The 25,993-nt window shown below is 69.5% G+C and carries 20 protein-coding genes and 3 pseudogenes; 7 read left to right on the top strand and 16 right to left on the bottom strand.

Features of this window, described 5'->3' with window-relative positions; genetic code table 11:
* The first annotated feature begins 84 nt into the window (after positions 1 to 84).
* Entirely contained in the window at positions 85 to 1,461 is a 1,377-nt protein-coding gene (locus tag AC4IHM_RS11300; protein ID WP_490866941.1) for an AI-2E family transporter, read from the top strand.
* A 93-nt stretch (positions 1,462 to 1,554) separates the two neighbouring features.
* Here the strand turns inward: AC4IHM_RS11300 and AC4IHM_RS11295 are convergent, their stop codons facing one another.
* Positions 1,555 to 2,091 (bottom strand): alkyl hydroperoxide reductase, encoded by a 537-nt coding sequence (locus AC4IHM_RS11295; RefSeq protein WP_490866940.1) that lies wholly within the window; start codon positions 2,089 to 2,091, stop codon positions 1,555 to 1,557.
* A 6-nt stretch (positions 2,092 to 2,097) separates the two neighbouring features.
* On the bottom strand, positions 2,098 to 2,652 hold the full coding sequence (locus tag AC4IHM_RS11290; protein ID WP_490866939.1) for a peroxiredoxin: 555 nt from the start codon (positions 2,650 to 2,652) through the stop codon (positions 2,098 to 2,100).
* Positions 2,653 to 2,790: 138 nt separating this feature from the next.
* Between AC4IHM_RS11290 and AC4IHM_RS11285 the strand changes: the two genes are divergently transcribed.
* Positions 2,791 to 3,729 (top strand): LysR substrate-binding domain-containing protein, encoded by a 939-nt coding sequence (locus tag AC4IHM_RS11285; protein WP_490866938.1) that lies wholly within the window; start codon positions 2,791 to 2,793, stop codon positions 3,727 to 3,729.
* A gap of 27 nt (positions 3,730 to 3,756) precedes the next feature.
* Here AC4IHM_RS11285 and AC4IHM_RS11280 read toward each other — a convergent pair whose 3' ends face one another.
* The 5 genes from AC4IHM_RS11280 to AC4IHM_RS11260 all read right to left on the bottom strand — a co-directional run bounded on the left by AC4IHM_RS11280 (position 3,757) and on the right by AC4IHM_RS11260 (position 8,642).
* Positions 3,757 to 6,099 (bottom strand): ABC transporter permease, encoded by a 2,343-nt coding sequence (locus AC4IHM_RS11280; protein WP_490866937.1) that lies wholly within the window; start codon positions 6,097 to 6,099, stop codon positions 3,757 to 3,759.
* The gene (locus AC4IHM_RS11275; protein ID WP_490866936.1) at positions 6,096 to 6,785 is read right to left on the bottom strand and encodes an ABC transporter ATP-binding protein; all 690 of its coding nucleotides are present in this window, start codon (positions 6,783 to 6,785) and stop codon (positions 6,096 to 6,098) included. Before AC4IHM_RS11275 ends, AC4IHM_RS11280 begins: the two co-directional genes overlap by 4 nt.
* Entirely contained in the window at positions 6,782 to 7,306 is a 525-nt protein-coding gene (locus tag AC4IHM_RS11270) for a PadR family transcriptional regulator (protein WP_490866935.1), read from the bottom strand. The genes AC4IHM_RS11275 and AC4IHM_RS11270 overlap by 4 nt, the downstream gene beginning before the upstream one ends.
* Positions 7,307 to 7,440: 134 nt before the next feature.
* The gene (locus AC4IHM_RS11265; protein ID WP_490866934.1) at positions 7,441 to 7,707 is read right to left on the bottom strand and encodes a type II toxin-antitoxin system antitoxin; all 267 of its coding nucleotides are present in this window, start codon (positions 7,705 to 7,707) and stop codon (positions 7,441 to 7,443) included.
* Positions 7,704 to 8,642, bottom strand: coding sequence for an SPFH domain-containing protein (locus tag AC4IHM_RS11260; RefSeq protein WP_490866933.1), 939 nt, complete (start codon positions 8,640 to 8,642; stop codon positions 7,704 to 7,706). The genes AC4IHM_RS11265 and AC4IHM_RS11260 overlap by 4 nt, the downstream gene beginning before the upstream one ends.
* A gap of 280 nt (positions 8,643 to 8,922) precedes the next feature.
* Between AC4IHM_RS11260 and AC4IHM_RS11255 the strand changes: the two are divergent.
* Positions 8,923 to 11,230: pseudogene (locus AC4IHM_RS11255) on the top strand (transglycosylase domain-containing protein).
* 52 nt (positions 11,231 to 11,282) lie between these two features.
* Here the strand turns inward: AC4IHM_RS11255 and AC4IHM_RS11250 are convergent.
* The 3 genes and pseudogenes from AC4IHM_RS11250 to AC4IHM_RS11240 all read right to left on the bottom strand — a co-directional run bounded on the left by AC4IHM_RS11250 (position 11,283) and on the right by AC4IHM_RS11240 (position 15,792).
* Entirely contained in the window at positions 11,283 to 13,346 is a 2,064-nt protein-coding gene (locus AC4IHM_RS11250) for a SpoIIE family protein phosphatase (protein ID WP_490866932.1), read from the bottom strand.
* Between the two features lie 298 nt (positions 13,347 to 13,644).
* Positions 13,645 to 14,350, bottom strand: a pseudogene (gene fomD / locus AC4IHM_RS11245) (cytidylyl-2-hydroxypropylphosphonate hydrolase).
* Positions 14,351 to 14,406: 56 nt separating this feature from the next.
* Positions 14,407 to 15,792, bottom strand: coding sequence for a class II fumarate hydratase (locus tag AC4IHM_RS11240; RefSeq protein ID WP_490866931.1), 1,386 nt, complete (start codon positions 15,790 to 15,792; stop codon positions 14,407 to 14,409).
* Positions 15,793 to 15,978: 186 nt separating this feature from the next.
* On the opposite strand from AC4IHM_RS11240, the gene AC4IHM_RS11235 reads away from it, so the two are divergent.
* Complete coding sequence (locus tag AC4IHM_RS11235) at positions 15,979 to 17,547, top strand: recombinase family protein (protein ID WP_490866930.1); 1,569 nt, start codon at positions 15,979 to 15,981, stop codon at positions 17,545 to 17,547.
* A gap of 1,123 nt (positions 17,548 to 18,670) precedes the next feature.
* On the opposite strand, the gene AC4IHM_RS11230 is transcribed toward AC4IHM_RS11235, so the two are convergent.
* The 4 genes from AC4IHM_RS11230 to AC4IHM_RS11215 all read right to left on the bottom strand — a co-directional run bounded on the left by AC4IHM_RS11230 (position 18,671) and on the right by AC4IHM_RS11215 (position 22,176).
* On the bottom strand, positions 18,671 to 19,441 hold the full coding sequence (locus AC4IHM_RS11230; protein ID WP_490866929.1) for a transposase: 771 nt from the start codon (positions 19,439 to 19,441) through the stop codon (positions 18,671 to 18,673).
* A gap of 78 nt (positions 19,442 to 19,519) precedes the next feature.
* The gene (locus tag AC4IHM_RS11225) at positions 19,520 to 20,041 is read right to left on the bottom strand and encodes a DUF6879 family protein (RefSeq protein WP_490866928.1); all 522 of its coding nucleotides are present in this window, start codon (positions 20,039 to 20,041) and stop codon (positions 19,520 to 19,522) included.
* Positions 20,025 to 20,231: a hypothetical protein gene (locus tag AC4IHM_RS11220; RefSeq protein ID WP_490866927.1), complete on the bottom strand. Its 207-nt coding sequence runs from the start codon at positions 20,229 to 20,231 to the stop codon at positions 20,025 to 20,027. Before AC4IHM_RS11220 ends, AC4IHM_RS11225 begins: the two co-directional genes overlap by 17 nt.
* Before the next feature lie 265 nt (positions 20,232 to 20,496).
* Positions 20,497 to 22,176: a fumarate hydratase gene (locus AC4IHM_RS11215; RefSeq protein WP_490866926.1), complete on the bottom strand. Its 1,680-nt coding sequence runs from the start codon at positions 22,174 to 22,176 to the stop codon at positions 20,497 to 20,499.
* 180 nt (positions 22,177 to 22,356) lie between these two features.
* On the opposite strand from AC4IHM_RS11215, the gene AC4IHM_RS11210 reads away from it, so the two are divergent.
* The gene (locus tag AC4IHM_RS11210; protein ID WP_490866925.1) at positions 22,357 to 23,064 is read left to right on the top strand and encodes a DUF1707 SHOCT-like domain-containing protein; all 708 of its coding nucleotides are present in this window, start codon (positions 22,357 to 22,359) and stop codon (positions 23,062 to 23,064) included.
* A 104-nt stretch (positions 23,065 to 23,168) separates the two neighbouring features.
* Positions 23,169 to 23,547: pseudogene (locus AC4IHM_RS11205) on the top strand (WhiB family transcriptional regulator).
* 99 nt (positions 23,548 to 23,646) lie between these two features.
* On the opposite strand, the gene glpX reads toward AC4IHM_RS11205, so the two are convergent.
* On the bottom strand, positions 23,647 to 24,678 hold the full coding sequence (gene glpX / locus AC4IHM_RS11200) for a class II fructose-bisphosphatase (RefSeq protein WP_490866924.1): 1,032 nt from the start codon (positions 24,676 to 24,678) through the stop codon (positions 23,647 to 23,649).
* A 126-nt stretch (positions 24,679 to 24,804) separates the two neighbouring features.
* Between glpX and AC4IHM_RS11195 the strand changes: the two genes are divergently transcribed.
* Entirely contained in the window at positions 24,805 to 25,341 is a 537-nt protein-coding gene (locus AC4IHM_RS11195; RefSeq protein WP_490866923.1) for a DUF4245 domain-containing protein, read from the top strand.
* Positions 25,342 to 25,389: 48 nt separating this feature from the next.
* Here AC4IHM_RS11195 and AC4IHM_RS11190 read toward each other — a convergent pair whose 3' ends face one another.
* The gene (locus AC4IHM_RS11190) at positions 25,390 to 25,980 is read right to left on the bottom strand and encodes a malonic semialdehyde reductase (RefSeq protein WP_490866922.1); all 591 of its coding nucleotides are present in this window, start codon (positions 25,978 to 25,980) and stop codon (positions 25,390 to 25,392) included.
* Between the last annotated feature and the right edge of the window lie 13 nt (positions 25,981 to 25,993).

Genomic DNA, 25,993 nt, shown 5'->3' with positions numbered 1-25,993 from the left:
GGCTTTCGCGCTCCCGCCATGTACGGTCGGACCGAAATGACTCCGGGGGGAGTGGTGAGGAAAGACGGGGGAAGAGGACGGATCATGTCGCGAGTGCCAGGGTGGCTCGGCCGGCTCGGCGCCGGACTGACCGAGATGAGCAACCGGTTGGACCAGCGCCGGGAAGAGGCACGGCGGGCGGACGGCGACCGCGACCCGGCGGCACCCGCCGACGACATCGCGGCGCCGGAGGACGACCTGCCCGAGGAGCACGCCTCCGCGCACCAGCAGATCCTGGTCCAGCCGCGCCCCGACCCGGCCCAGGCCGTGCCCTGGGGCGTACGGGTCGCCGCGGAGGCCAGTTGGCGGCTGCTGATCCTCGGCGGCACCGTGTGGGTGCTGATGCGCATCATCAGCGCCGTACAGCTGGTGGTGCTGGCGTTCGTGGCCGCGCTGCTCATCACGGCGCTGCTCCAGCCGAGCGTGGCGTGGCTGCGCAGGCACGGGGTGCCGCGGGGACCCGCCACCGCCCTGACCGCGATCCTCGGGTTCGTGGTGATGGGGCTGATCGGCTGGTTCGTCACCTGGCAGGTCATGGAGAACATCGACAATCTCTCCGACCAGGTCCAGGACGGCATCGACGAACTGCGCAACTGGCTCCTGAACAGCCCCCTCCATGTCACCGACAAGCAGATCAACGAGATCGCCAAGAGCCTGCGCGACGCGGTCGGCGCCAACTCCGACCAGATAACGTCGGCCGGACTGGAGGGCGTCACGGTCGTCGTCGAGGCGCTCACCGGCATCCTGCTGGCCGCCTTCTCGACGCTCTTCCTGCTCTACGACGGCAAGCGCATCTGGCAGTGGACGCTGAAGCTGGTGCCGGCCGCGGCCCGGCCGGGCGTTGCCGGTGCGGGACCGCGCGCGTGGCGGACGCTGACGGCGTATGTGCGCGGCACGGTGATAGTGGCGCTCATCGACGCCATCTTCATCGGCCTCGGCATCTACTTCCTCGATGTGCCGATGGCCGTCCCGCTGGCCGTGTTCATCTTCCTGTTCGCCTTCATCCCGCTCGTCGGCGCGGTGGTGTCGGGCGCGCTCGCGGTCGTCGTGGCGCTGGTGACGCAGGGCGTGTTCGCGGCGGTCATGACGCTCGCGGTGGTACTGGCGGTGCAGCAGATCGAGGGGCACATCCTGCAGCCGTTCATCCTCGGGCGCGCGGTGCGGGTCCATCCGCTGGCGGTCGTCCTGTCGGTGGCCGCAGGCGGCATGGTGGCCGGCATCGGCGGCGCGGTGGTCGCCGTACCGCTGGTGGCGGTGACCAACACCGTCGTGGGCTATCTGCGGGCGTACTCCCGGGAGGCCGCCGTGCGCCAGGCCCCGAAGCCGCAGGGCGCGACCTCGAAGGACGCCCCGCCGTCGGCGGAACCGCCACCGCCGGCGGACGAGAAGCCCGAGCCTCCCTCGGACGCCGCCCCGGCATAGCGCAGGGGCACGGACACGCGAACGGGCCCCGCCGACCGAGTCGGTGGGCGGGGCCCGTCGTCGTGTGCCGTACTGGCGGCCGGTGCGGGCCCGCTACAGGGCGGCCAGTACCGCCTCGGCGTCCAGCGTGGCGCCGACGGCCTCGACCACGGCGGCGATCTTGAACGCCTCCTGGATCGTCTCGCGGTCCACCCCGGCCTTGCGGAGCACCTGCTCGTGCGAGTCCAGGCACATGCCGCAGCCGTTGATGGCGGACACCGCGAAGGACCACAGCTCGAAGTCGACCTTGTCGACGCCCGGGTTGCCGATGACGTTCATCCGCAGGCCGGCGCGCAGGGTGCCGTACTCGTGGTCCGACAGCAGGTGCCTGGTGCGGTAGAAGACGTTGTTCATCGCCATGACGGCGGCGGCCGACTTGGCGGCCGAGTACGCCTCGGGCGTGAGGTTCGCCTTCGCCTCCGGCGCCAGCTCGCGCAGCACGATCGGGGAGCGCGAGGCGATGGCGGTCGCCAGCACGGTGCCCCACAACTGCTGTGCGGGGAGATCGGAGTTGCCGATGACCGAGCCCAGGTTGAGCTTCAGGTCCTTGGCGTAGTCCGGTATGGCGGACTTCAGGGAGTCGAGGGACATGTCAGATCACTCCCCGGCCAGCAGCGCGACCGGGTCGAGGGTCTCGTCGCCCTTGCTCCAGTTGCAGGGGCAGAGTTCGTCGGTCTGCAGGGCGTCGAGGACCCGCAGGACCTCCTTGGGGTTACGGCCGACCGAGCCGGCGGTCACCATGGTGAACTGGATCTCGTTGTTCTGGTCCACGATGAACACGGCGCGCTTGGCGAAGCCGTCCTCGCCCTCGATGCCGAGGGCGCGCATCAGCTCGTGCCTGGAGTCCGCCATCATCGGGAACGGCAGGTCGGTGAGGTCCGGGTGGTCCTTGCGCCAGGCGTGGTGGACGAACTCGGAGTCGCCGGAGAAGCCGAGCACCTGGGCGTCGCGGTCGGCGAACTCGTCGTTCAGCCTGCCGAAGGCGGCGATCTCGGTCGGGCACACGAAGGTGAAGTCCTTGGGCCAGGCGAAGACGACCTTCCACTGACCCTCGTAGGTCTTGTGGTTGATCTGCTGGAACTCCTTGCCCTTCTCCAGCGAGACGCAGGCGGTCAGATCGAACTCGGGGAACCTGTCACCGACAGTGAGCACGTGCTCTCCAAAAAGTGCAGCGAAGAAACACCCATTTTGCGAGTGTTTCCCATGGGTTGGACGTTATTGATGTTGGCACAGAGTGCATTGATTAGTGAAATAGCTACACTCGGTCGGGCTGATCGGAGGTGGTTATTAGTGGCAGCCAGGAAGAGGCAGCCCAGCCTCGCCCAGCTGCGGGCTTTCGCCGCGGTCGCCGAGCATCTGCATTTCCGTGACGCCGCCGCCGCGATAGGCATGAGCCAGCCCGCGCTCTCGGGTGCCGTCTCCGCCCTGGAGGAGACACTCGGTGTCACCCTCGTGGAGCGTACGACGCGCAAGGTGCTGCTCTCACCGGCCGGCGAGCGGCTCGCGGTGCGGGCGAAGGCGGTACTGGCGGAGGTCGGCGCGCTGCTGGAGGAGGCGGAGGCGGTACGGGCGCCGTTCACCGGGGCGCTGCGGCTCGGGGTGATCCCGACGGTGGCGCCCTATCTGCTGCCGACGGTGCTGCGGCTGGTCCACGACCGCTATCCGGACCTCGACCTCCAGGTACACGAGGAGCAGACCGCGAGCCTGCTGGACGGCCTCACGACCGGCCGCCTCGATCTGCTTCTGCTGGCGGTGCCGCTCGGCCTGCCCGGCGTCGCGGAACTCCCCCTCTTCGACGAGGACTTCGTGCTCGTCACGCCGCTGGGCCACCGGCTCGGCGGCCGGGAGGGCCTCTCGCGCACGGTGCTGCGCGAGCTGAAGCTGCTGCTGCTCGACGAGGGCCACTGCCTGCGCGACCAGGCGCTCGACATCTGCCGGGAGGCGGGCCGCGCGGGCGTCCCGGCGACGACGACGGCCGCGGGACTTTCCACGCTGGTGCAGTTGGTCGCGGGCGGCCTCGGGGTGACGCTGCTGCCGCGCACCGCCGTCCGGGTGGAGACGTCCCGCTCCAGCCGGCTGCTCACCGCCTCCTTCGCCGACCCGGCCCCGACCCGCCGCGTCGCCCTCGCCATGCGCACGGGCGCGGCCCGCTCCGCGGAGTACGAGGAACTGGCGGCGGCCCTGCGCGAGGCGATGAAGGACCTGCCGGTACGCACGGTCCACGGCTGAGGCGGCGGGGGCGCGGGGGCGTAGGGGCTACTCCGTGCGCAGGCCCTCCGGGCGCATCAGGCGCAGCAGCGGGGGGAGGCTGCAGAGGGTCACCGCCAGGACCACCGCGGCGCCGATGCCGGTCATGGCCAGGACGCCGGTCCAGTCGACGCGGACCGGGGTGGCCGCCATCTTCAGGAGGACCGTGCCGAGGGTCAGACCGACCACCGAGGCCAGCAGCAGGCCCAGCGCGATGGGGATCGCGGTCTGCCACAGCACCGACAGGCTCAGCGTGCGGCGCCGGGTGCCGAAGGCGACCAGCGCCGACAGCAGCTTCTTCCGCTCGCGCAGTTGCTCCAGTTGCGAGACCAGCAGACTGGCACCGATCAGCGCCAGCACACACGTCGCCCCCACCAGCAGACCGGTGCGGATGGCGTCGAACCGGTCGACCCGCTCCGTGGCCGCCCACGTCATGGGGTACGCCAGCGGATCGACGACCGCGGCGGTGTTGCGCACCCGGTCCCGCACGTCCGGCACGGACTCGTCGAGCCGGAGATAGGCGTGCCCGGTCAGCGTGGGCGCGAGCGCGGCCGGCATGGCCTTCGGCGTGATCAGGAAGCCGCCGCGGTCGACCCCGGCCAGCAGACCGGGGCGCGGCTTCGCCGCCTTGACGCCCCGCGGGACCGTCCAGGGGACCGCCAGGCCATCCACGTCGCCCTCGTAGGAGGGGTCGAGGTACAGCTTGCGTCCCGGCGCGGCCAGCTTCGCCACGTCGACATCGCTGTCCCACTCGGCGCCGTGGACGGCGAACACGTCCCCGTCGCCGCACGACGTCAGGCGGGCGATCTCCCGCAGCGAGGCGCAGTCGCCCACGGTCACCGTGGTGCCCTGACCGGGGTCGTGCGCCCGGTCACCGAGATAGCCCTCGGAGAAGGCGTAGACCGCGTTCACGCCCTCGGTGCCGCGGAACTTCTCGGCGGCCCCCGCGATCGGCACCTCGGTCGGCAGGGTCACCTCCATCTGCGCCATCGACAGGTCCTGCCCGGTGGGCCGGGTGTAGTCGCCCTCCACCCCGGCGAACAGCATCTGCAGCGCGATCGCCCCGGCGACGGCGACCGCGATGCCGTTGACCATGCGGGCCGCCGTACCGCTGCTCATCTGCAGTCTGCGCACGGCCAGTTGCCAGGCCACCCCGCCCGAGCCGAGCCGGGCGACGACGCTCTCCACGATCCACGGCAGCAGTGCCGTCACGCCGACCAGGAGCAGCACGACACCACCGGTCACGAGGTACTGGTTGAAGTCGCCGCCCCCGCGCCCCCTGCCGAGCATCGGGTAGAGCATGGCGAGCCCGGCCAGCGGCAGCAGCAGCCGCCACCACAGCCGGCGCCGCGGCGGCCGGCCCGCGCGCACCACGCCGAGCGGTTCGATGACCACCCCGCGCAGCGCGAACAGCGTCACCAGCACCGCCGCCGCCGGCACCGTCACCGCCACCAGCAGGGCCAGCACCGGCGAGGGGTTGAGGTAGCTCGGGAACACGCTGATGTCGAACACCTCGGCCGACCCCGCGAGTTGTCGCCCGACCATGAAGAACCCGGTGCCGAAGACCAGCCCGAGCACCGCGCCCGCAAGCGCCTCACCGGCGGCGATCCGCCGTGTCATACGGCTGTCGGAGCCCACCAGCCGCAGAGCCGCGAGCCTGCGGTCCCGACGCTCACCGCCGAACCGTACGGCCGCGGCGATGAAGACCGCGACCGGCATCAGCAGCACCACGAAGACGACGAGGATCAGCAGCAGCAGCACCGGGTCGGACCGCTCGGTCACCGGGTTCGGGTCCCCGAACCGGTCGATGCGGGCGACCCGGCCGCCGTCGATGTGCGGCGTGAGATCGTCGGCGCCCCGGTAGAAGGCGAGTTCGGAGGAGCCGATCAGCCCGCTCTCCCCGATCGTGCCCACGATCCGCTCCGGCAGCCGGTCGCTCAGCAGCGCGCCGGAGTCCGACTCCAGCAGCTTCTTCAGCGCGGGGGAGACCACCATCTCGCCCTTCGCCGGGAACCTCGCCACGCCGGGCGGCAGCGGAGCCCGCGGCCCCTCCGGCTCCAGGGCACGGCCCCGGATGCTCTTGTCGCGGAAGTCCTGTCCGACGTTGGCGACCACGAGGGTGTTGTTCGCCTTCGGCAGTTGCGTGTCGCTGTAGGTGAAGTCGGTGCGCGCGGCCTCCCGCTGGTGCCGGACCTCGAGCGCGTTCGGGATCGCCGTCGTCAGCAGGAGCAGGGCCACCCCGAGCCCGACGCCGACGGCCGTCAGTACGGCCCGGGTCCATCCCTCGCGCCCGCCGGTGAAGGCGAAGCGCACGCCCAGGGCGAGGTCCCGGGTCCACTGGCGCGCGTTCATACGGCCCGCTCCATGTCCCGCGACCTGCCGTCGCGCACGACGATCTCGCGGTCGGAGTAGGCGGCCACCCGCGCCTCGTGCGTGACCAGGACGACGGCGGCGTTGGTGGAGCGGGCGGCGTCCGTGAGGAGTTCCATCACGCGCTCTCCGTTGAGGGAGTCCAGCGCGCCGGTCGGCTCGTCGGCGAAGAGCACCCGGGGGCCGGTGACCAGCGACCGCGCCACCGCGACCCGCTGCCCCTGGCCGCCGGACACCTCGCCGGGCCGCTTCTTCCTGAGATCGTCCACCTCCAGCCGCTCCATCCAGGTCAGCGCGGTCCGCTCGGCCTCCTTGCGGGAGGTGCCGTTCAGGCGCAGCGGGAGGGCGACGTTCTCGACGCAGGTCAGCTCCGGCACGAGCTGACCGAACTGGAAGACGAACCCGAAGTCCGAGCGGCGCAGCGCACTGCGCTCGGCGTCGCGCATGGCGGACAGCTCGCGCCCGTTGTACGTGATGGTCCCCGAGTCGGGCGGCACGATGCCGGCGAGGCAGTGCAGCAGCGTCGACTTGCCGGAACCGGAGGGGCCCATGACGGCGACGACCTCGCCGGGGTGGATGGAGAACTCGGCGCCGTCGAGGGCGAGGGTGGGGCCGTAGGCCTTGCGCAGTTGCTCGGCCGAGAGCAGTGAACCTGCGGGAGGAGTCATCGGGTTACCGCCTCACGGAGCTTGTCGAGGCGCGCGGCGGTGAGTTCCAGCCAGCGCAGGTCGGCCTCGAGGTGGAAGAGGGCGTGGTCGCAGATGAGCTGGTCGGCCAGGTCGCCCTTGCGTTTGCGGTCGGTGAGGATGCGCATGCTGCGCAGATGCTCCGAGCGCTGGGTGTCGAGGATGTCGGCGGCGTCGCGGTGGGTGAGCAGCGCGAGGACGACCTTGGTGTACAGCGTCGACTGCAGATACGGCTCGGGCTTCTCCGGCGTGACGAGCCACTGCTGCACGTCGGTGATCCCGGCGTCGGTGATCGCGTACCGCTTGCGCTCGGGGCCGTCGCCCGCCTCGATGCCGTCGACCACGACGAGGCCGTTCTTCAGCAGGCGGGACATCGTCGAGTAGACCTGGCCGTAGTGCAGCGGCCGGTCGTGACCGAACTTCTCGTCGAAGGCGCGCTTGAGGTCGTAACCGTGGCGCGGCCCGGACTCCAGGAGTCCCAGGAGAGTGTGACCGATGGACATGCCGAGCACTCTACACACGGTGTATACCTGCCGTGTATACGCAAGGTGCACAGACCCCGACGGCGGGTGCGCCTTCGCAGGTCGGAGCCGATTGTCACGATTCCGCTACACGGCCCGCCGCCGCGCGGGGGCGGTCACGGCGGTGGCGCGGCCCCCGGGCCCGGACCGCCGTCCCCCGGCGGCCGGCCCCGGCGTGGCGGCAGGCCGGTGTCGCGGGGCAGGCGGCCGGCCTCCGCCAGCGCCCTGCGGAGCAGGAACTCGATCTGGGCGTTGGCCGACCGCAGTTCGTCGCCCGCCCAGCGGGCCAGCGCCTCGTACACCTGTGGGTCCAGCCGCAGCAGCACCTGCTTGCGCTGCGGCGGCCGGCGCTTCGGGGCCGGGCCCTCGGACGGGGCCGTCACTGGTAGAGCGTCCCCGTGTTCAGGACCGGCTGGGCGGCACGGTCCCCGCACAGCACGACCATCAGGTTGGACACCATCGCCGCCTTGCGTTCGTTGTCCAGCTCCACGATGTCCTGCTCGCTGATCCGGGCGAGCGCGGCCTCGACCATGCCGACCGCGCCGTCCACGATCTGCCGCCGCGCGGCGACCACCGCGCCTGCCTGCTGCCGCTGGAGCATCGCCGAGGCGATCTCCGGCGCGTACGCGAGGTGGGTGAAGCGGGACTCGATGATCTGTACGCCGGCCGCCTCCACGCGCGCGTGCAGCTCGACGGCGAGCTTCTCGGTGATCTCCTCGGCGTTGCCGCGCAGCGAGAGGCCGTCCTCGTCGTGGGCGTCGTAGGGGTACTCGATGGCGATGTGCCGCACGGCCGCCTCGGTCTGGGTGGAGACGAACTCGACGTAGTCGTCCACCTCGAAGGTGGCCTGCGCGGTGTCCTCCACCCGCCACACCACGACGGCGGCCAGCTCGATCGGGTTGCCGTAGGCGTCGTTCACCTTCAGGACGGCCGTCTCGTGGTTGCGCACCCGCGTCGAGATCTTGGTGCGCGAGGTGAAGGGGTTCACCCAGCGCAGCCCGTCCTGGCGGATCGTCCCTCGGTAGCGTCCGAAGAGCTGGACCACCCGGGCCTCGCCCGGCGCCACCATGTTCAGCCCGCACATCGCGAGGAAGGCGGCCAGGGCGATCAGGATGCCGCCGACGATCAAGACTGCCTTCCCTCCGGTCGAGGAGACCGCGGTGGCGGTGGCGATTAGCCCGGCGCCGACGAACAGTCCGAGCAGCCCCAGCAGCAGGGCGAACCCGCCCCCGATGCTCTGTGCCTGGATCTCGCGGACGCGTGGTGCGGGCATCTCCGGCACATCGGCCGTGACCTGCGGGGTGTCGTGTGCGGACATGGTGGGTCCCCCGTTCTCGCGGGCGTGCCGGGCACGCCTCAGCAGCTTGCTTCGATTTATCTAAGTGATAGCACTTTACCCTCGAACAGCAACCCTGTACCCCTCTCGTACGTCGGTTCCATGGGAACGGGTGCTGATTCTCACGTCCGTACAAGGCCGGATCGGTAGCCGTTTGTCACATCTCCCGGTGTTAGCTTTCTGAGCTGACCTGAGCGACGAACCTGTGTGACGCGTGAGCGAGACGTGCACACAGATGAACGAAGCGGAGCGGATCGGACCCATGGGACGAGCGGAAGAGAGAAAAGCGCGACAGCGCGGTGGCCGCCGCGCGGCGCCGAGGCGACGCCGCTCGTCCCCCGCGGACGGCCGTGGCCGGATACGCCGTCTCTTCACCTGGAAGAAGGTCCTCGGCGCCTTCTTCGGCCTCTGCCTGCTCGGCATGGGCGCCTTCATCGTGCTGTACATGGTGATCGACATCCCCGAGGGGAACGCCGAGGCCGAACTGCAGAGCAACGTCTACAAGTACAGCGACGGCAGCATCATGGCCCGCACCGGCGATCGCAACCGCGAGATCGTCGACCTGGCCAAGGTGCCCAAGGAGGTCCAGCGCACCTTCGTCGCCGCCGAGAACAAGACCTTCTACAAGGACGCCGGCGTCGACCTCAAGGGCACCGCGCGCGGCCTGCTCAACACCTTCTCCGGCAAGGGCGCGCAGGGCGGTTCGACCATCACCCAGCAGTACGTCAAGAACTACTACCTGAGCCAGGAGCAGACGGTCTCGCGCAAGCTGAAGGAACTGGTCATCTCCCTGAAGCTGGACCGGGAGAAGTCCAAGGACTACATCCTCGCCGGCTACATCAACACCAGCTACTACGGCCGCGGCGCCTACGGGATCCAGGCCGCCGCCCAGGCCTACTACCGCGTCGACGCCGAGGACCTGACGGTCGAACAGGGCGCGTACCTCGCCGCGCTGCTCCAGGCGCCCAACCAGTACGACTGGGCGATCGCCAGCGACACCGGCAAGAAGCTGGTCCAGGAGCGCTGGAACTACGTCCTGGACAACATGGTCGAGCAGAAGTGGCTGAGCGCCGCCGACCGCCAGGGCATGGAGTTCCCGCAGCCCAAGGAGCCCAAGGCCGCCCCCGGGATGGAGGGCCAGACCGGATACCTGGTCGAGGCGGCGAACAACGCGCTCAAGCACCAACTCGTCGCCCAGGGCACCGCCGAGGACCTGGAGCAGGCCAAGGCGCTGGTGGATCTCGGCGGTTACACCATCACGCTCAACATCGACAAGAAGAAGCAGGCCGCGCTGGAGAAGTCGGTCAAGGCCTCGCTCACCAGCAAACTCGACCCGGAAAAGCGCAAGGTGGACGCCGACGTCCAGGCCGGAGCCGTGTCCGTCGACCCGAAGACGGGCGCGGTCGTGGCGATGTACGGCGGCGTGGACTACGTGAAGCACTACACGAACAACGCCACCCGCGACGACTACCAGCCCGCCTCGACCTTCAAGCCGGTGATCCTCGCCGCCGCGGCCGACCAGGACGCCGAGACGCAGAACGGCGTGCCGATCACGGCCGACACGCTGTACGACGGCACGAGCAAGCGCCCCGTGATGGACGGCGACCGGAAGGTCGGCTTCGCGCCCCCGAACGAGGACGACGTCGACTACGGCGACATCGACGTCCAGCAGGCGATGAACAAGTCCGTCAACTCCGTCTTCGCGCAGATGGGCATCGACGTTGGCATGTCCGAGGTGGTGAAGGTCGCGGGCAAACTCGGCATGGAGACCAAGGACATGGAGGCCGTGCCCGCCCAGACCCTCGGCAGCATGGGCGCCAGCCCGCTGGAGATGGCCGGGGTCTACGCCACCTTCGACAACCACGGCAAGAAGGTCACCCCGGCGATCGTGAAGGCGGTCGAACACAAGGACCGCAAGATCGAGTTCCCAGACCCGGTCGGCGAGCAGGTCATCAGCCGGGAGGCCGCGGACACGGTCACCTCCGTGCTGACCGGCGTGGTCGACGACGGCACGGCCAGGACGTTCCGTGCGGGAGAACCCGCAGCGCGACGGCCAGCAGGTCGCCGGCAAGACCGGTACGTCCGACAACAACAAGTCGGCCTGGTTCACCGGCTTCACCCCCGGTCTGGTCACCTCCGTCGGCCTGTTCGGCGAGGACGACAAGGAACCGCATCCGCAGGTCCCGATGTACCGGGCGGGCGGCGTCGAGTACCGCGTCAACGGCGGCGGCTTCCCCGCCGAGATCTGGGCCACCTACACCTTCAACGTCATGGGCGAGGTCACCGAGTTCGACCTGGAGACCAAGCAGGGCGCCGCGGTGAAGCCGAGCGAGTCGCCGTCGGCCGGTGAGTCGCCGAGCGAGTCGCCGACGCAGGAGGAGACGACCGAGGCTCCGCCGTCCGACGAGCCGACGACCGAGACACCCCCGTCCAACACGCCGACCTCCGACGCGCCGACACAGCCGCCCGCCGAGTCGCCGTCGAACATCCCGTCCACCGAGCCGCCCACGGGCGGGGGCGCCACGGAGCCGGAGGACCCGGACTCCCCCGCCGGGGACTGGCTGCCGTAGCCCAGGAAACGCGTGAAGGGGCGCCCGGGGAGGGCGCCCCCTCACACACGCCTCAACCCCGGTTCAGCTCGAACCAGACCACCTTGCCGGTGCTCAGCCGCGTCGCGCCCCAGCGCCGGGCCAGCCGGTTCACCAGATACAGCCCGCGCCCGCCCTCGTCGTCCGCGCGGGCCTGCCGCAGCCGCGGCAACTGCGGCACGTCGTCGCCGACCTCGCAGCGCAGCACATCCGTGCGCAGCAGCCGCAGGGTGACCGGCTTCGAGGCGTACCGCACGGCGTTGGTCACGACCTCGCTGACCAGCAGCTCCACCGCGTCCGTGAGGTCCTCCATGCCCCAGCGGGCGAGCGCGCGCCGGGCCAGGCGGCGGGCCCGGCCGGGAGCCGCGTCCTCCGGTTCCAGGAACCAGTACGCCACGTCGCTGGGCGCGATCCCGTCGAAGCGGGCGGCGAGCAGCGCGATGTCGTCGTCCCGGTCACCGGGGCCGAGCATGTCGAGGACCTCGTCGCACAGGGCCTCCAGGGGCGGCGGATGGTCCGGCCCGGTGAGCTGGGCGGTCGCGGCGAGGCGCTCCCGCAACTGCTCTATGCCGGTCCACACGTCCCGCAGCCGCGACTCGACCAGCCCGTCCGTGTACAGGAGCAGGGTCGCACCGGCCGGCGCGTCCAGCTCCACCGCCTCGAAGTCCACGCCGCCCACGCCGATCGGGGCGCCCGCGGGCACCCGCAGCACCTCGGCCTCGCCGCCCAGATGCAGCAGCACGGGCGGCGGATGCCCGGCGTTGGCGACGGTGATGCGGTGCGACACCGGGTCGTACACCGCGTACAGGCAGGTCGCCATGCGGTCGGTGCCCAGGCGCTGCGCCTGCTCGTCGAGGTGGTGCAGCACCTCCTGCGGCGGCAGGTCGAGCCCGGCCAGGGTCTGCGCGGTGGTCCGCAACTGGCCCATGATGGCCGCCAACGTCATCGAGTGGCCCATCACGTCCCCGACGACCAGCGCGACCCGGCTGCCGGGCAGCGGGATGGCGTCGTACCAATCGCCGCCGACCCGCGCCGTCTCGGCGGCCGGGAGGTAACGGGAGGCCAGCCGTACGCCGGTGCAGCGCGGCAGGTTCTCCGGGAGCATCGTGCGCTGCAACTCGTCGGCGATGTACGCCTCGCGCCCGTACAGCACCGCCTTGTCGATGCCGAGCGCGCTGTGCGTGGCCAACTGGGCGGCCACCAGCAGGTCGTCGGCCTCGAAGGCGGTGCGCTCGGGACCGCGCAGGAACAGGGCGGCACCGATCACCCGGCGCCGGCCGCGCAGCGGGGCGAGGATCGCCCTACGGCCGTCGGGTACCGCGAACTCACGCCCGTCGCCGAGCAGTTCGGGAAGGGCGGCGCGGGCGGCCGGGGTGTCGGTGAAGACCGGGCGCACCCCGCGCAGCACCTCCGCGAGCGCACTGCCCGGCCGCACCTCGCACAGCTCGGAGCCGACCGACTCCAGCTCGGAGGGTTCGGGCTGGGCCGCCGGGGTGAAGCCGCTCTCGGTGTCCCGTTCGGCCGGGATCCGGTCGGTGCGCCGCAACCGCAGCAACAGGGGGCCGGTGGGCCGCTCGTCGCCGACCGGGAGCGGCTCGCGCAGATAGACGAGGATCGCGTCCGCGAACGTCGGCACGGTGGCCCGGCACAGCCCCATCACGATCTCGTCGAGGTCCATGCCCCGCGCGATCCGCCGCGTGGCGGCCCCCACGAACCGCAGCCGGTCCCCGTCCCGCCGCATGGGCGTGGGCTGTCCGGGCGAGCCGGGCTGCCCGCTGCGCCGCTCCGGGACCGACGGCACGGCACGGCGCTCCGGGCCGGCCGGTGCCACGGACCCGGCCTGCGCGCCGCCCGGCTGCGCAGGGACCCCGTCGGACGGGGGCCGCGGGCGGTGGGTGTCGGGCTCGGCGGCCTGCTCGGCGCCGGGCTGGCAGTGCTCGACGGCGCCGGGGGAGTCAGCGCCCGCACCGGGCGGCGTCTCCCCGGTGCGCCCCTGCGCCGGTAACGCGGACCCGGGGGTACGCAGGAGCGCCCCGCGGGGGTCCGTGGGGTCGGCGCCCGTCGGGGGGCGGTCGAAGGAGGTCGGGTGCTCCGTCACGCGTGTCGAATCCGTCCGTCCGGGACTGCGCGCGGCGCGTGCAGTTCGTCCCGCAGAAATCCCGATACCCGGAATGCGTGCCCCAGGAACGGGATTCCCGCGTGGTCAGAGGCTGTTCCTGTGTCACCGGCGGACCGTCTGCGGCCCGTAGCCGTGTTGCCCTCGTACCCCTCGCTCACGTCCTGCCGCCCCTCGGTGACGATCGGTCAAGCACAGCGCACGCTCCGCTGGTTGCCGCTGCCGCGCTCCCTTGCGGAGGACGATCCTACGTTTCCTGCCCGGGGGCACAGCAAGGGTCTCATGAGGACACGTGCGCGGAACGTCCGATCCCAGCCCTCCGGCAGCGACGGTACCGCCCAGGACGGCTCGGGTCGCCAGTGTTCCCAGCCGTCCGCGAACGGAGAACCCCAGGAACGGATCTCCGCGACCGCCGCGCGGCCGGCCCTGCGCACCCGCTCGGCGAGCCGGGCGTCCACCAGCCCGTCCCGCCGGGCCTGCGCGAACTCGTCCTCGTCCCGCCAGTACCAGGTGCGGTCCGGGTGCACGGAGATGTCCAGGAAGTGGTCCACGGAGTCGACCCCGCCCTCCCAACGCGTCAGCGGCTGCTCCAGGTTCACGTACCAGTTCTTGAACCGCCAGCCCGGTTCCCAGAACAGCCACACCGACCAGGGCTCGCCGGGCCGCGCCAGCTTCAGCACACCCGTGCCGAACCAGCGGTCGCGCTGCACGGTCCGCGGCTTGGTGTAGCGGGAGGCCAGCGGCTCCAGATGCACGGGCGTACCGTCGGCGAGCACCGGCTTGACGCACTCGGTGCCCGGTGCCAGCCACACGGCGAGCAGGTCGGCGTCGTCCCGTACGACGGTGACGGGGCGCGCGATGTGCAGGTGCGGGCCGCCGTTCTCCCGGTACCGCCACAGGATGTGGCTCCCGGGCGCCCAGAACTCCGCCGGGGCCGCCGCACGGCCCGCCTCCGCCCCCGCGCTCACCGCTTCACCGTCTGCCATGGACAGATATTAGGTGCCATGGTCATACGACGCGCGGGTGATCGCGGGAGCGCCCTTCACGGACGGGTCATCCGCAGCACGTCCAGCGCCTCGTCCAACTGCTCGCGCGTGAGGTCGCCGCGCTCGACGTACCCGCCCTCCAGCACCACCTGGCGGATCGTCTTCCGCTCGGCCAGCGCCTTCTTGGCGACCTTGGCGGCCTCCTCGTACCCGATGTACTTGTTCAGCGGGGTGACCACGGAGGGCGAGGACTCGGCGTACTCGCGGGCCCGGTCCCGGTGGGCGACGACGCCTTCGACGGTCCGGTCGGCCAGCAGCCGGGAGACGTTGGCGAGCAGCCGCACCGACTCCAGCACGTTCTTGGCGATGACCGGCAGCATCACGTTCAGCTCGAAGTTGCCGGCCGCTCCGGCGGTGGCCACGGTCGCGTCGTTGCCGATGACCTGGGCGGCGACCATGAGGACGGCCTCGGGGATCACCGGGTTGACCTTGCCGGGCATGATGGACGAGCCGGGCTGGAGGTCGGGCAGCGAGATCTCCGCGAGCCCGGTCCGCGGCCCGGACGACATCCACCGCAGGTCGTTCGCGATCTTCGTCAGACCCACGGCGACGGTCCGCAGCTGCCCGCTGGTCTCGACGATGCCGTCCCGGGCGCCCTGCGCCTCGAAGTGGTCGCGGGCCTCGGTCAGCGGCAGCCCGGTGGCGCGGGCCACCTCCTCGATGACGGCGGCGGAGAAGCCGGGCGGCGTGTTGATGCCGGTGCCGACGGCGGTGCCGCCCAGCGGCAGCTCGGCGAGGCGGGGCAGCGACGCGTTCAGCCGCTCGATGCCGTAGCGCACCTGGGCCGCGTAGCCGCCGAACTCCTGCCCCAGGGTGACCGGCGTGGCGTCCATGAGGTGGGTGCGCCCGGACTTCACGACATCGCCGAACTCCCGCGCCTTGCGCTCCAGGGCGTCCGCGAGGTGGCCGAGGGCCGGGATCAGGTCGCGGGTGACGGCGGCGGTGGCGGCGATGTGGATGGAGGACGGGAAGACGTCGTTGGACGACTGGGAGGCGTTGACGTGGTCGTTGGGGTGGACGTCCCGGCCGAGCCGCTCGGTGGCCAGGGTGGCGATGACCTCGTTGGTGTTCATGTTCGACGAGGTCCCCGACCCGGTCTGGAACACGTCGACGGGGAAGTGCTCGTCCCACTTCCCCTCGGCGACCTCGCCGGCCGCCTCCTGGATCGCCTCGGCGATGTCCTTGTCGAGCACCCCCAGCCGCGCGTTCACCTTCGCCGCGGCCCCCTTGACGCGGGCGAGCGCCTCGATGTGCGCGCGCTCGATCCGCTGCCCGGAGACGGGGAAGTTCTCGACGGCGCGCTGTGTCTGCGCCCGCCACTTGGCGTCCGCGGGGACGCGGACCTCGCCCATGGAGTCGTGCTCGATGCGGTATTCGCTCATACCCGGTACAGCGTGCGGGGCGGTGCGGATGTTCCGGGCCGGGGGCGGATCCGCCCCCGGCCCGGAACGGGCTACGCCAGTCCGGGGCCCCGCACCGGGATCGACGTGAACGTCGGGGCCGGCGCCGGGTCCTGGAAGAAGTCGTTCGACTTGTTCAGTTAGCGGCACCACCCGTAGCATCCGCGCATGATCTCTAACCCGAGGGTGCTGGGCAACGTCCGCTTGTCCGTCATGAAGGACGACACCACCAGCCCGGAGAAGCAGCGCGCGGCCGTCGAGCACTGGGCGCACGGCCCCTCTATAGAGGGGCGCATCGTGGGGTGGGCTGAAGACGTGGATGTGTCCGGCGCGATGCACCCCTTCAAGAGACCGGGCCTCGGTCCCTGGTTCATGGAGCGGGCTGACGAGTGGGACGTGTTGGCCGTCTGGAAGCTCGACCGCCTCAGCAGGAAGGCGGGTCACTTCGCCGAGATCTTCGAGTGGTGCCAGAAGCACGGCAAAACCATCGTGTCCGTGACCGAGGGCATCGACATGTCCACCCCCATGGGCAAGATGTTCGCTCAGATCATTGCCGCGTTCGCGGAAGGCGAGTTGGACACCATCCGTGCGCGTGCCCTGTCCGGCTCGATGGCCCGGAAGGCGAAGGGCGTTTGGATCGGCGGTGTACTCCCGTTCGGATACCGATTTGAGCGCCAAGAGGACGGGGGTAAGAAGCTCATTCAGGATGACGAATACGCGAACCTTCTCCGTGACATTGTGGAGAAGCTGAAGAGTGATTGGTCATCATACAAGATTGCCGTTGATCTTAACAAGCGTGGTGTTCCGACGTGGCGGGATTACCTGCGCATGGATCGCGGCGACGAACCGAAGGGTGTCGCTTGGACCGCTAACGCTATCCGAGCGATCGTGACTAACCCCACGGTCGGCGGTATCTACACCTATAAGGGTGATACTGTCGCGGATGACGATGGTGAGCCGGTACGGATCACGGATGACCCGCTCATGGAATACGGGGAGTGGGCGGAACTGGTGGCCAGCATCACGGCTAACCGTCCGGTATCGCGCGCCACGCCCTCGCGTTCCATGTTGGGAGGCGTGGCCGAGTGCGATGTGTGCGGCGCCCGTATGTCTTCGTCCAAGAAGACCAAGGAGAACGGCAGAGTTTTCCATTACTACGCGTGCAATAACATCAACACGGGGACTTGTTCCGACCCCGGGCGTATCCGGAGGGAAGATCTCGATACGGTCGTCGGCCAGTTCGTGAATGTCACCCTTGGGCCCCTCCCTGTAATGGAGAGGGTTGGCAATTCGATCAGTCAAGCGAAGACGGAACTGGTGGAAGCCGAAGCCATGCTTGACAGGCTGGAGGCTGACTATCTGGCCGGTCGTATCAAGACTGAAGTTCAGATCGAACGCTACTGGAAGCAGCACGAATCCCAGTCGGCCAAGGTCGAGCGACTGCGTAACGAAATCAAGGAAGCTGAGGATGCGCCCGCCTGGAAGGAAACGGGGCGCAACTATGCGGAGGAATGGGCCACGAAGGATGACGAACAGCGTCGGGTGTTCCTACAGCGTCACGGGGTAACGATCACGGTCGGGAAGGCCGAAGACGGAAACCGCCGAGTCGTTTGCAAAATGCTTGAGCTTGCGGAGATCGCTAAGGAGACTGGGCTTCACGTCCCCGAAGGGTACTGGATGACCGAGCCTGAGGCGGAGTTCCTCTTGCCCGCGCGTCGGCCGTACAGCGGCGGATAGCCACCCGACCCTCTGAATCCCTGGCCCCCGTTGAGTGTAAACGCTTCGGGGGCCTTTCCATGCCCGCACTCTCCAAGGGAGACCGTTTACACGATCTCACGCCGCCCGTTTAAACACCCTTCCTTGAAACCGCCACCCTGGGTGGGTTAGAAACTGCATGTCTTGTTTTTGTCAGTCCCGGCGATAGCCGGGGCTTTCTTATGCCCGCGACCAACCGCCCGAGGGAATAGTGACCATTGGATTCGGCCCCGGTGCCCCGTGGGGTGCCATTTCTCAGCTCGACTGCCGAGCGAAAGCGCGCAACCCCCTAATCAAGCCGCTCGCTTTCCGGGTGTACTTCGCCGCCCTCGGTTGGGGGAACCAAGTCGGGCATGCCGAGTTCGCCGAGGGAGCCCTAGCCTCCATTTTGGCCGGGGAGAACGGCCAGGCGCTCACCAGACAGGCTGTGCAGAAGGGTATGACTGCGGCTAAGGCCATGGCCTTGATCGCCCCTGATTCGGGCGCACGGTGCCTCGTACTGCCTGGGCACCACTTCCAGAAGAACGGTCTTGGGTCGGCGTCCTGCCGCGTGCACTCCCTACGCACTGCCGCGTAACCCTCTGAGAGTCACCCATTCTTCCCTGACCTGCGGAAACCTTCGCTGCCTCTCTATCTCTTTAAGTCATCCCCTGGCCGACGAATGGAGGCCAGGCAGAGCACCACTAACGGCACCCCTCGAAGGGTGCCACTTCTGTTTGGAGAAGCTATTGCCTCACATGATGTGCAGCCGCTGTAAGCGGCTCTATCCTCTCGGCTCACGCTGTGAGCCCTGCACCTCGGCCGGAGCGAAGCGACGGGAGCAGAAGAGAAAGCACACGCGCCCCTCCCCGTGGGCGCGTGGATATAACACTCAATATCTCAAATCCAGGGCCGCGATCCTCGCGGCTAACCCTGTCTGCTCTATCTGCTATTCCCGGCCAGCTACGACGGCCGACCACATTGTTCCGCTCAGCCGAGGCGGAACGAATGACATAGAACCTTCGCCCGGCCTGCGGGCCGTGCAACTTCAGCCGAGGCAATAGAACGCCCTAAGGGTTGTCCCGTAAATGATCTCGGACGGGCCGATGACCTGGCCGTTTGCCCGTCACCCAGCGACGATCAGGTTGTGTAGGCGGGCGATGCCGAGCATGGCGTGGTGGACGCCGTCGCCTTTCAGGCGGCAGTCGCGGAGGATCTTCCAGGTCTTCATGCGGGCGAAGGCGTGCTCGACTCGGGCGCGGACTTTTCGGTGGGAGGCGTTGTGTTCCTCCTTCCAGGCCGGGAGGTTTGCCTGGCCGGGTTGGCGGCGGTGTGGGATGACCAGGCCGGTGCCGCGGTAGCCGCCGTCGGCGATGACGGTGGTGCGGCCGACGGCGGCTTTCGCGCCCGAGATCTCCCATGCCTTGCAGTCGTTGCGGTTGCCGGGCAGTGGCCGGCCGACGGCGACGACGAGCCGGGTGTCGGCGTCGATGACGACCTGGTGGTTGGTGGAGTACCGGTAGTTCTTCGACTGCTCGGCAACCTGGTGGTCGCGGGTGGGGACCAGGGTGCCGTCCACGATGAGCACGGTGTCCTTGCGGAACCGCTTGCGCTGCTGGAGCGCGAGCGCCGGGCCCAGGTGGTCGATGATGCGGTCCGCAGCCGACTTCGACACCCCGAACAGCGGAGCCAGTTGGCGCATGGTGAGGTTCGTTCGCCAGTACGCGGCGACCAGCAGGACCCGGTCCTCCAGCGGCAGGCTCCAGGGTCGGCCCATGCACACCGGGTCTGCACCCTCCCGGCGCAGGGCTGTGATCAGCTTGCCGAACTGACGCGAGCTCAGCCCGGTGAACGGGGCTATCCAGGAGGGCTCCGACGCCGTGATCACACCAGACACGACAAGATCATCTCACCCGTGGCCAGCGGTTACGGGACAACCCTTAGGTCGGCTCTGGACTGGCCTAGCTCTTCCGGCTCAAAGGTCAAGGCCCTTCACGTACTCCTCGAAGGGAACAGACTCGGCCAGCGCGATTCGCTGATATTCAAGGAACGGTGTCACGTCCCCCTCATACGCTTCTCGGTTGATCTGCGTTCCGTCCGCCTCATAGTGCATGATGACGACTTCTGCTTTGTCGAACATCCAGAAGTCTTCAATACCCGGCAACGGATTCTCGCGCTCGGTCACGTCAAGGATTCGGATATCTTCCCCGATGGGGGCTTGATGGCGGTAATACCTCTCGAACTCGAAGCGTAGGTAGTCGGAGTGAGGCCGAGTCAGGATGTGCACTCGCCCGACATTTGCCCCGGATTCCCTGCGATGCCGGATCATGGCCGTCCACGAATCCTCGTACGGCCCCGGAAACCGTTCGCCCGCAAGGAAACGCGAGAACTCTTCGGCCTCTTGGGGTACGCGGTAGACCGGCAGGGTTTCCAGTCGCCATGCCTCGGTCTGGAAGTCTCGGAACTTGGCTTGCCAGGCTTCACCAGCCAAGAGCATTGAAAGCCTCCCTCAGTACGCTTTCCGGGATCTCAACCAACCCTTCGCCCTCGGGCGGGATGAAGCCGTTGAACACGTCGCCCTGCACAACGATCGATCTCTTTTCGGTGCGGTACACGTTCGGGCAGTCCCCTTGTCCGCACTCCCCGTTCCCGTTGCCGGTAAGGCGGGTCAGTTCCTCGCGAGCCATGCTCAACCCCTTGGTCATGGCCCCCGTTAGGGCCGGTACGCATGACGGTACGAGGGTTGTTCATGGTCGTCTATGCGGCAACGCTGATATTCGCGTAGTCGGGTACGCCACTGCTGAGGACGGCCGCGCGGCTGTCTGTCGCGGCCTGGCCCCGATGTGAGGCCCTACGCGGCTCTGTGTGGGCCGCTCGCGGACGAGACGGCCTCGCTGCGCGTAGAGCCCCCGACCGATGGCCGAGGGCTCTACGCGGGTGTCGCTGCCTAGGTCAGGCCAGGCCCGGACCCCGTACAGGGATCGACGTGAAGGTCGGCTGAGAGAGTTGCTGCGGGCTGAAGAAGTCGTTGCCCTTGTCGTCCACCACGACGAACGCCGGGAAGTCCTCCACCTCGATCTTCCAGACCGCCTCCATGCCGAGTTCCTCGTACTCGACGACCTCGACCTTCTTGATGCAGTCCTGCGCCAGCCGGGCCGCGGGCCCGCCGATGGACCCCAGGTAGAAGCCGCCGTGCGCGCCGCACGCGTCCGTGACCTGCTTGCTCCGGTTGCCCTTGGCCAGCATCACCCTGGAGCCGCCCGCGGCCTGGAACTGCTCGACGTAGGAGTCCATGCGCCCGGCCGTCGTCGGCCCGAAGGACCCCGACGCGTACCCCTCGGGCGTCTTCGCCGGACCGGCGTAGTACACCGGGTGGTCCTTGAGGTACTGCGGCATCTCCTCGCCCGCGTCCAGCCGCTCCTTGATCTTGGCGTGCGCGATGTCACGCGCCACGACCAGCGGGCCGGTCAGCGACAGCCGGGTCTTGACCGGGTACTTCGTCAGCTCGGCCAGGATGTCGTCCATCGGCTGGTTGAGGTCGATCCTGACGACGTCGCCCGCCTCGTCCAGGTGCTCGTCCGTGGTCTCCGGCAGGAACCGCGCCGGGTCGGTCTCCAGCCGCTCCAGGAAGACGCCCTCGGCGGTGATCTTCGCGACCGCCTGCCGGTCCGCCGAGCAGGACACGGCGATGGCGACCGGGCAGGACGCCCCGTGCCGCGGCAGCCGCACCACGCGCACGTCGTGGCAGAAGTACTTGCCGCCGAACTGCGCGCCGATGCCGATCCGCTGCGTCAGCTCGAAGACCTTCTCCTCCAGGTCCTTGTCCCGGAAGCCGTGCCCCAGCGCCGAGCCCTCGGCCGGGATCTCGTCCAGGTAGTGCGCGGACGCGTACTTCGCGGTCTTCAGCGCGTACTCGGCCGACGTGCCGCCGACCACGATCGCCAGGTGGTACGGCGGGCAGGCGGCCGTGCCGAGCGAGCGGATCCGCTCCTCCAGGAACTTCATCATGGAGGCCTCGTTCAGGACGGCCTTCGTCTCCTGGTAGAGGAAGCTCTTGTTGGCGGAGCCGCCGCCCTTCGCCATGAACAGGAACTTGTAGGCGCCGCCGTCGGTCGCGTACAGCTCGATCTGGGCCGGGAGGTTGGAGCCGGTGTTCTTCTCCTCCCACATGGTCAGGGGAGCCATCTGCGAGTAGCGCAGGTTCAGGTTCTTGTACGCGTCGTAGATGCCCCGGCTCAGGGCCTCCTCGTCGCCGCCCGCCGTCAGCACGTTCTGCCCGCGCTTGCCCATGACGATCGCCGTACCGGTGTCCTGGCACATGGGCAGCACACCCGCCGCCGCGATGTTCGCGTTCTTCAGCAGGTCCAGCGCCACGAACTTGTCGTTGCCCGAGGCCTCGGGGTCGTCGATGATGCGGCGCAACTGCGCCAGGTGGGCCGGGCGCAGATAGTGCTGGATGTCGTGCACGGCCTCCTCGGCCAGCCTGCGCAGCGCCTCGGGCTCCACCTTGAGGAAGGTCCGCCCGTCGGCCTCGAAGGTGGAGACACCCTCGGCGGTCACCAGCCGGTACGGAGTGGTGTCCTCACCCTGGGGGAGCAGATCGGTGTACGCGAACTCAGGCATCTCGCCCATTCCTCACTCGACAACACGCGCGGCTGGATTCCTCAGCAACGACGACTGGCCTCCGTCGGCAGCGTCCACCAGCGTAAAACCTGCCCGGAGTGCCGAGCTTGTGAGGTAAGGCTCAGTAGGCCGCGACAAGGTTGTCCACAGGGCTGGTCGCGATCTATCGCGTTTCGGTACGCTGCTGCCGTGGACCTTCACAAGCACGCCCAACCGCAGGACGCGGCCCCACCCGGCACCGCGGCGCGCACCTCCGAGCTGCGCGCCTCGGACGCCGACCGGGACCGCGTCGCCGACATGCTGCGCGAAGCCCTCGCCGAGGGGCGGCTCACCGCCGACGAGCACGCCGAGCGGGTCGACGGCGTGCTGGCCGCCAAGACCGTCGGCGAGCTGGACGTCTTCGTGCGGGACCTGCCCGCCGCGCACCCCGGACGGCACCCCCACACCGCCCCGGCCCCGCACCGCCCCACCGTCGGCGCCTTCCCGCCGGACCCCGAGGAGAATGTGGTGGCGGTGTTCAGCAGCGCCGTCCGCAAGGGCCACTGGCGGGCGAACCGCCGAATCCACGCCTACGCGATCTTCGGCAGCGTCGAGATAGACCTCAGCGAGGCGGTCTTCGCCCACCAGCAGATAGTGATCAAGGCGTTCTCCGTCTTCGGCAGCGTCGACGTGCGCGTCCCGGAGAACGTGTCGCTGCGCGGCGCGGGCGGCGGCGTGCTCGGCAGCTTCGAGGTCCACACCCTCGACTCCACCGAGCCCGAGGCCCCCGTCATCTACGTGGACGGCTGGGCCGTGCTGGGCAGCGTCGAGGCGCGCCCCAGACGGGGCAAGTTCGTCGCGGACATCCTCGACCGGGTGCACCGCAGGGTCGAGAAGGGTGTGCGCAAGCACTTGTAGCGCGGCCCCGGCCGGCGCCGGGGAACCCAGTGCATAGGCGCGCGTACAACGGGTAAGCCTGACGCATCGTCTCTCGCTCGCGAAGCCGTCGTCAGGAGTAGACCGTGCTGCAACCGCCGCATTCGTCCCCGCAGGCAGCTGCCGTTCCGGCCCAGCGGGGGCCCGTGCGGGACAGGGACCAAGACGCTCCCTGGCACACCGAGGCGGTGTGCCGGCGCGACGAGGCCGGACTGTTCTTCGCCCCCTCCAAGGAACCGACCGCCGCCCGGCTCTCCCGCGAGGAGGCCGCCAAGCGCGTCTGCGCGCGCTGTCCGGTCATGGTCGAGTGCCGCGAGCACGCCCTTCTGCAACCCGAGCCCTACGGCGTCTGGGGCGGCCTCACCGCCGCCGAACGCCGCGTGGTCCTGGCCCGGCGCCGCCGCCGAGACGTTCGAACTGAAGAAGGCCGCCCGCACGACGGGCCGCATAGCGGCGGCCGGTTAGACCCCGACGTGACGAAGGCGCCCCCTTCGCACAGGGGGCGCCTTCGCGATGCCGGCGGGGGCGGCCGGGCTCAGCAGGCGCCCCGCACCGCCGGTGGGGTCACTTGGCCCGGTCGAAGTCGACCGCGCTGTAGGCGCGCAGCTTGCTCAGCCGGTGCTCGGAGTCGATCCGCCGCACCGTGCCCGACTTGGACCGCATCACGATCGAGTCGGTGGTGGCCGTCTCCGAGCGGTACCGCACCCCGCGCAGCAGCTCACCGTCGGTGATGCCGGTCGCGACGAAGAAGACGTTGTCGCCGGAGACCAGGTCGTCGGTGGTCAGCACGCGGTCCAGGTCGTGCCCGGCGTCGATCGCGTGCTGCCGCTCCTCGTCGTCCTTGGGCCACAGCTTGCCCTGGATGGTCCCGCCGAGGCACTTCACGGCACAGGCCGAGATGATGCCCTCCGGCGTGCCGCCGACGCCGAGCAGCAGGTCGATGCCCGTGCCCTCGCGCAGCGCGAGGATGGAGCCGGCCACGTCGCCGTCGGAGATCAGCTTGATGCGGGCGCCGGTCTCCCGGACCTCGTCGATGAGGGCCTGGTGCCTGGGCCGGTCGAGGATGACGACGGTGACGTCCTCGGGGGTGCGCCGCTTGGCCTTGGCGATCCGGCGGATGTTCACGGACGCGGGCGCGTTGATGTCGACGAAGTCGGCGGCCTCCGGACCCGTGACCAGCTTGTCCATGTAGAAGACGGCGGACGGGTCGAACATGGAGCCGCGCTCGGCGGCGGCCAGCACCGCGATCGCGTTGGTCATGCCGTTGGCGGTCAGCGTGGTGCCGTCGATCGGGTCGACGGCGATGTCGACCTCGGCCCCGGTGCCGTCCCCGACCCGCTCCCCGTTGAAGAGCATGGGGGCCTCGTCCTTCTCCCCCTCGCCGATGACGACGACGCCGTTCATCGAGACGGTGTGGACGAGGGTTCGCATGGCGCGCACCGCGGCGCCGTCGGCGCCGTTCTTGTCACCGCGCCCGACCCAGCGGCCGGCGGCCATCGCCGCGGCTTCGGTGACCCGCACGAGTTCCATGGCGAGGTTGCGGTCGGGGGCCTCTGAGGGGACGTCCAGTTCGGACGGCAGATGATGCTCGGTCATCGGAACGCACCTTTCTGATACGGCGACGGCCGGATGAGGGTATGGCCAAGACTCTATCGCCAGTCCGACAAAATGAGCAGGGGACCCCACGTATGAGCGGATCAGTCACCTGCGACGATAGGGGGCGTGGCAGGTACGAAAGGCAAGCAGAAGTCGGCCCGGGACATGATTCTCTCTCTTGGGCTCATCGTCCTCGCGGCGGGTGTGATCTGGATCTTCATTCCGCACAATGACGGGGAACCGGACCTCAAGCGGGTCGACTACCGGGTCGAACTGCTCACCGCGCAGCGCGCCGCGTCCTACCCGGTGGCCGCGCCCGAGGGGCTTTCCGAGGACTGGAAGCCGACCTCCGTCCGCTTCCGGGGCAGCGACTCCGACGCCTGGCACCTGGGCTTCCGGGCGCCGGACGGCGAATACGTGGCGATCGAGCAGTCCACCGCGAAGAAGCCCGCCGCGTTCATCGAGGACGCCAGCCAGGGGGCACGGGCGACCGAGACGACGCAGCGCATCGCCGGCCGGACGTGGACCCGCTACGAGGGCGGCCGGTACGACGCGCTGGTGCTGCACGACGCCGAGGGCATGAACGGCGCGACGACGGTCGTGACCGGTACCGGGTCGTTCGACCAACTGGGTCGGATGGCGGCGGCGCTGAAGCTGACGTGAGCCCCTGCCGTACCCCGGACCCGGGGCCGCGGCGCGGCGTCGGGTGCCTCAGACCGTGGTGACGACCTGCTCGTACGCGAGGCGCGGGGAGCGCGGGAACCAGGCGTCCGGACCCGGGCGGCCGATGTTGACGACCATCAGCGGGGTGTGGTCGTCGTCCAGGAACTCCTTGCGCAGGCCCTCGAAGTCGAGGCCGGTCATCGGGCCGGCGGCCAGGCCCGCGGCGCGGACGCCGATGAGGAAGTACGCGGCTTGGAGAGAGGCGTTCAGCGCGGCGGCACGCTCGCGCGCCGGGCGGGCGCCGAAGACCGCGTCCTTGATCTGCGGGGCGTGCGGGAGGAGGTAGGGCAGCTCCTCGTGGAACTCGTTGTCCGCCGAAAGGATCGCGACCAGCGGGGCGGTGGCCGTCTTGGGCCGGTTGCCCTCGCCCATGTGCCGGACGAGACGCTCGCGGGCCTCGGCGGAGCGGACCAGCGTGATGCGCAGCGGCGACTGGTTGAAGGCGGTCGGGCCGTACTTGACCAGGTCGTAGATCTCCCGGACCTGCTCGTCGGTCACCGGTTCGTCCGTGAAGGTGTTCGCGGTACGGGCCTCGCGGAACAGCAGGTCCTGGGCTGCGGGGTCAAGAACGAGAGACATGCGTGATCTTCCT

It is taken from the genome of Streptomyces sp. SL06 (assembly GCF_058244745.1).
This window is presented reverse-complemented; position numbering and strand designations above follow the sequence as displayed.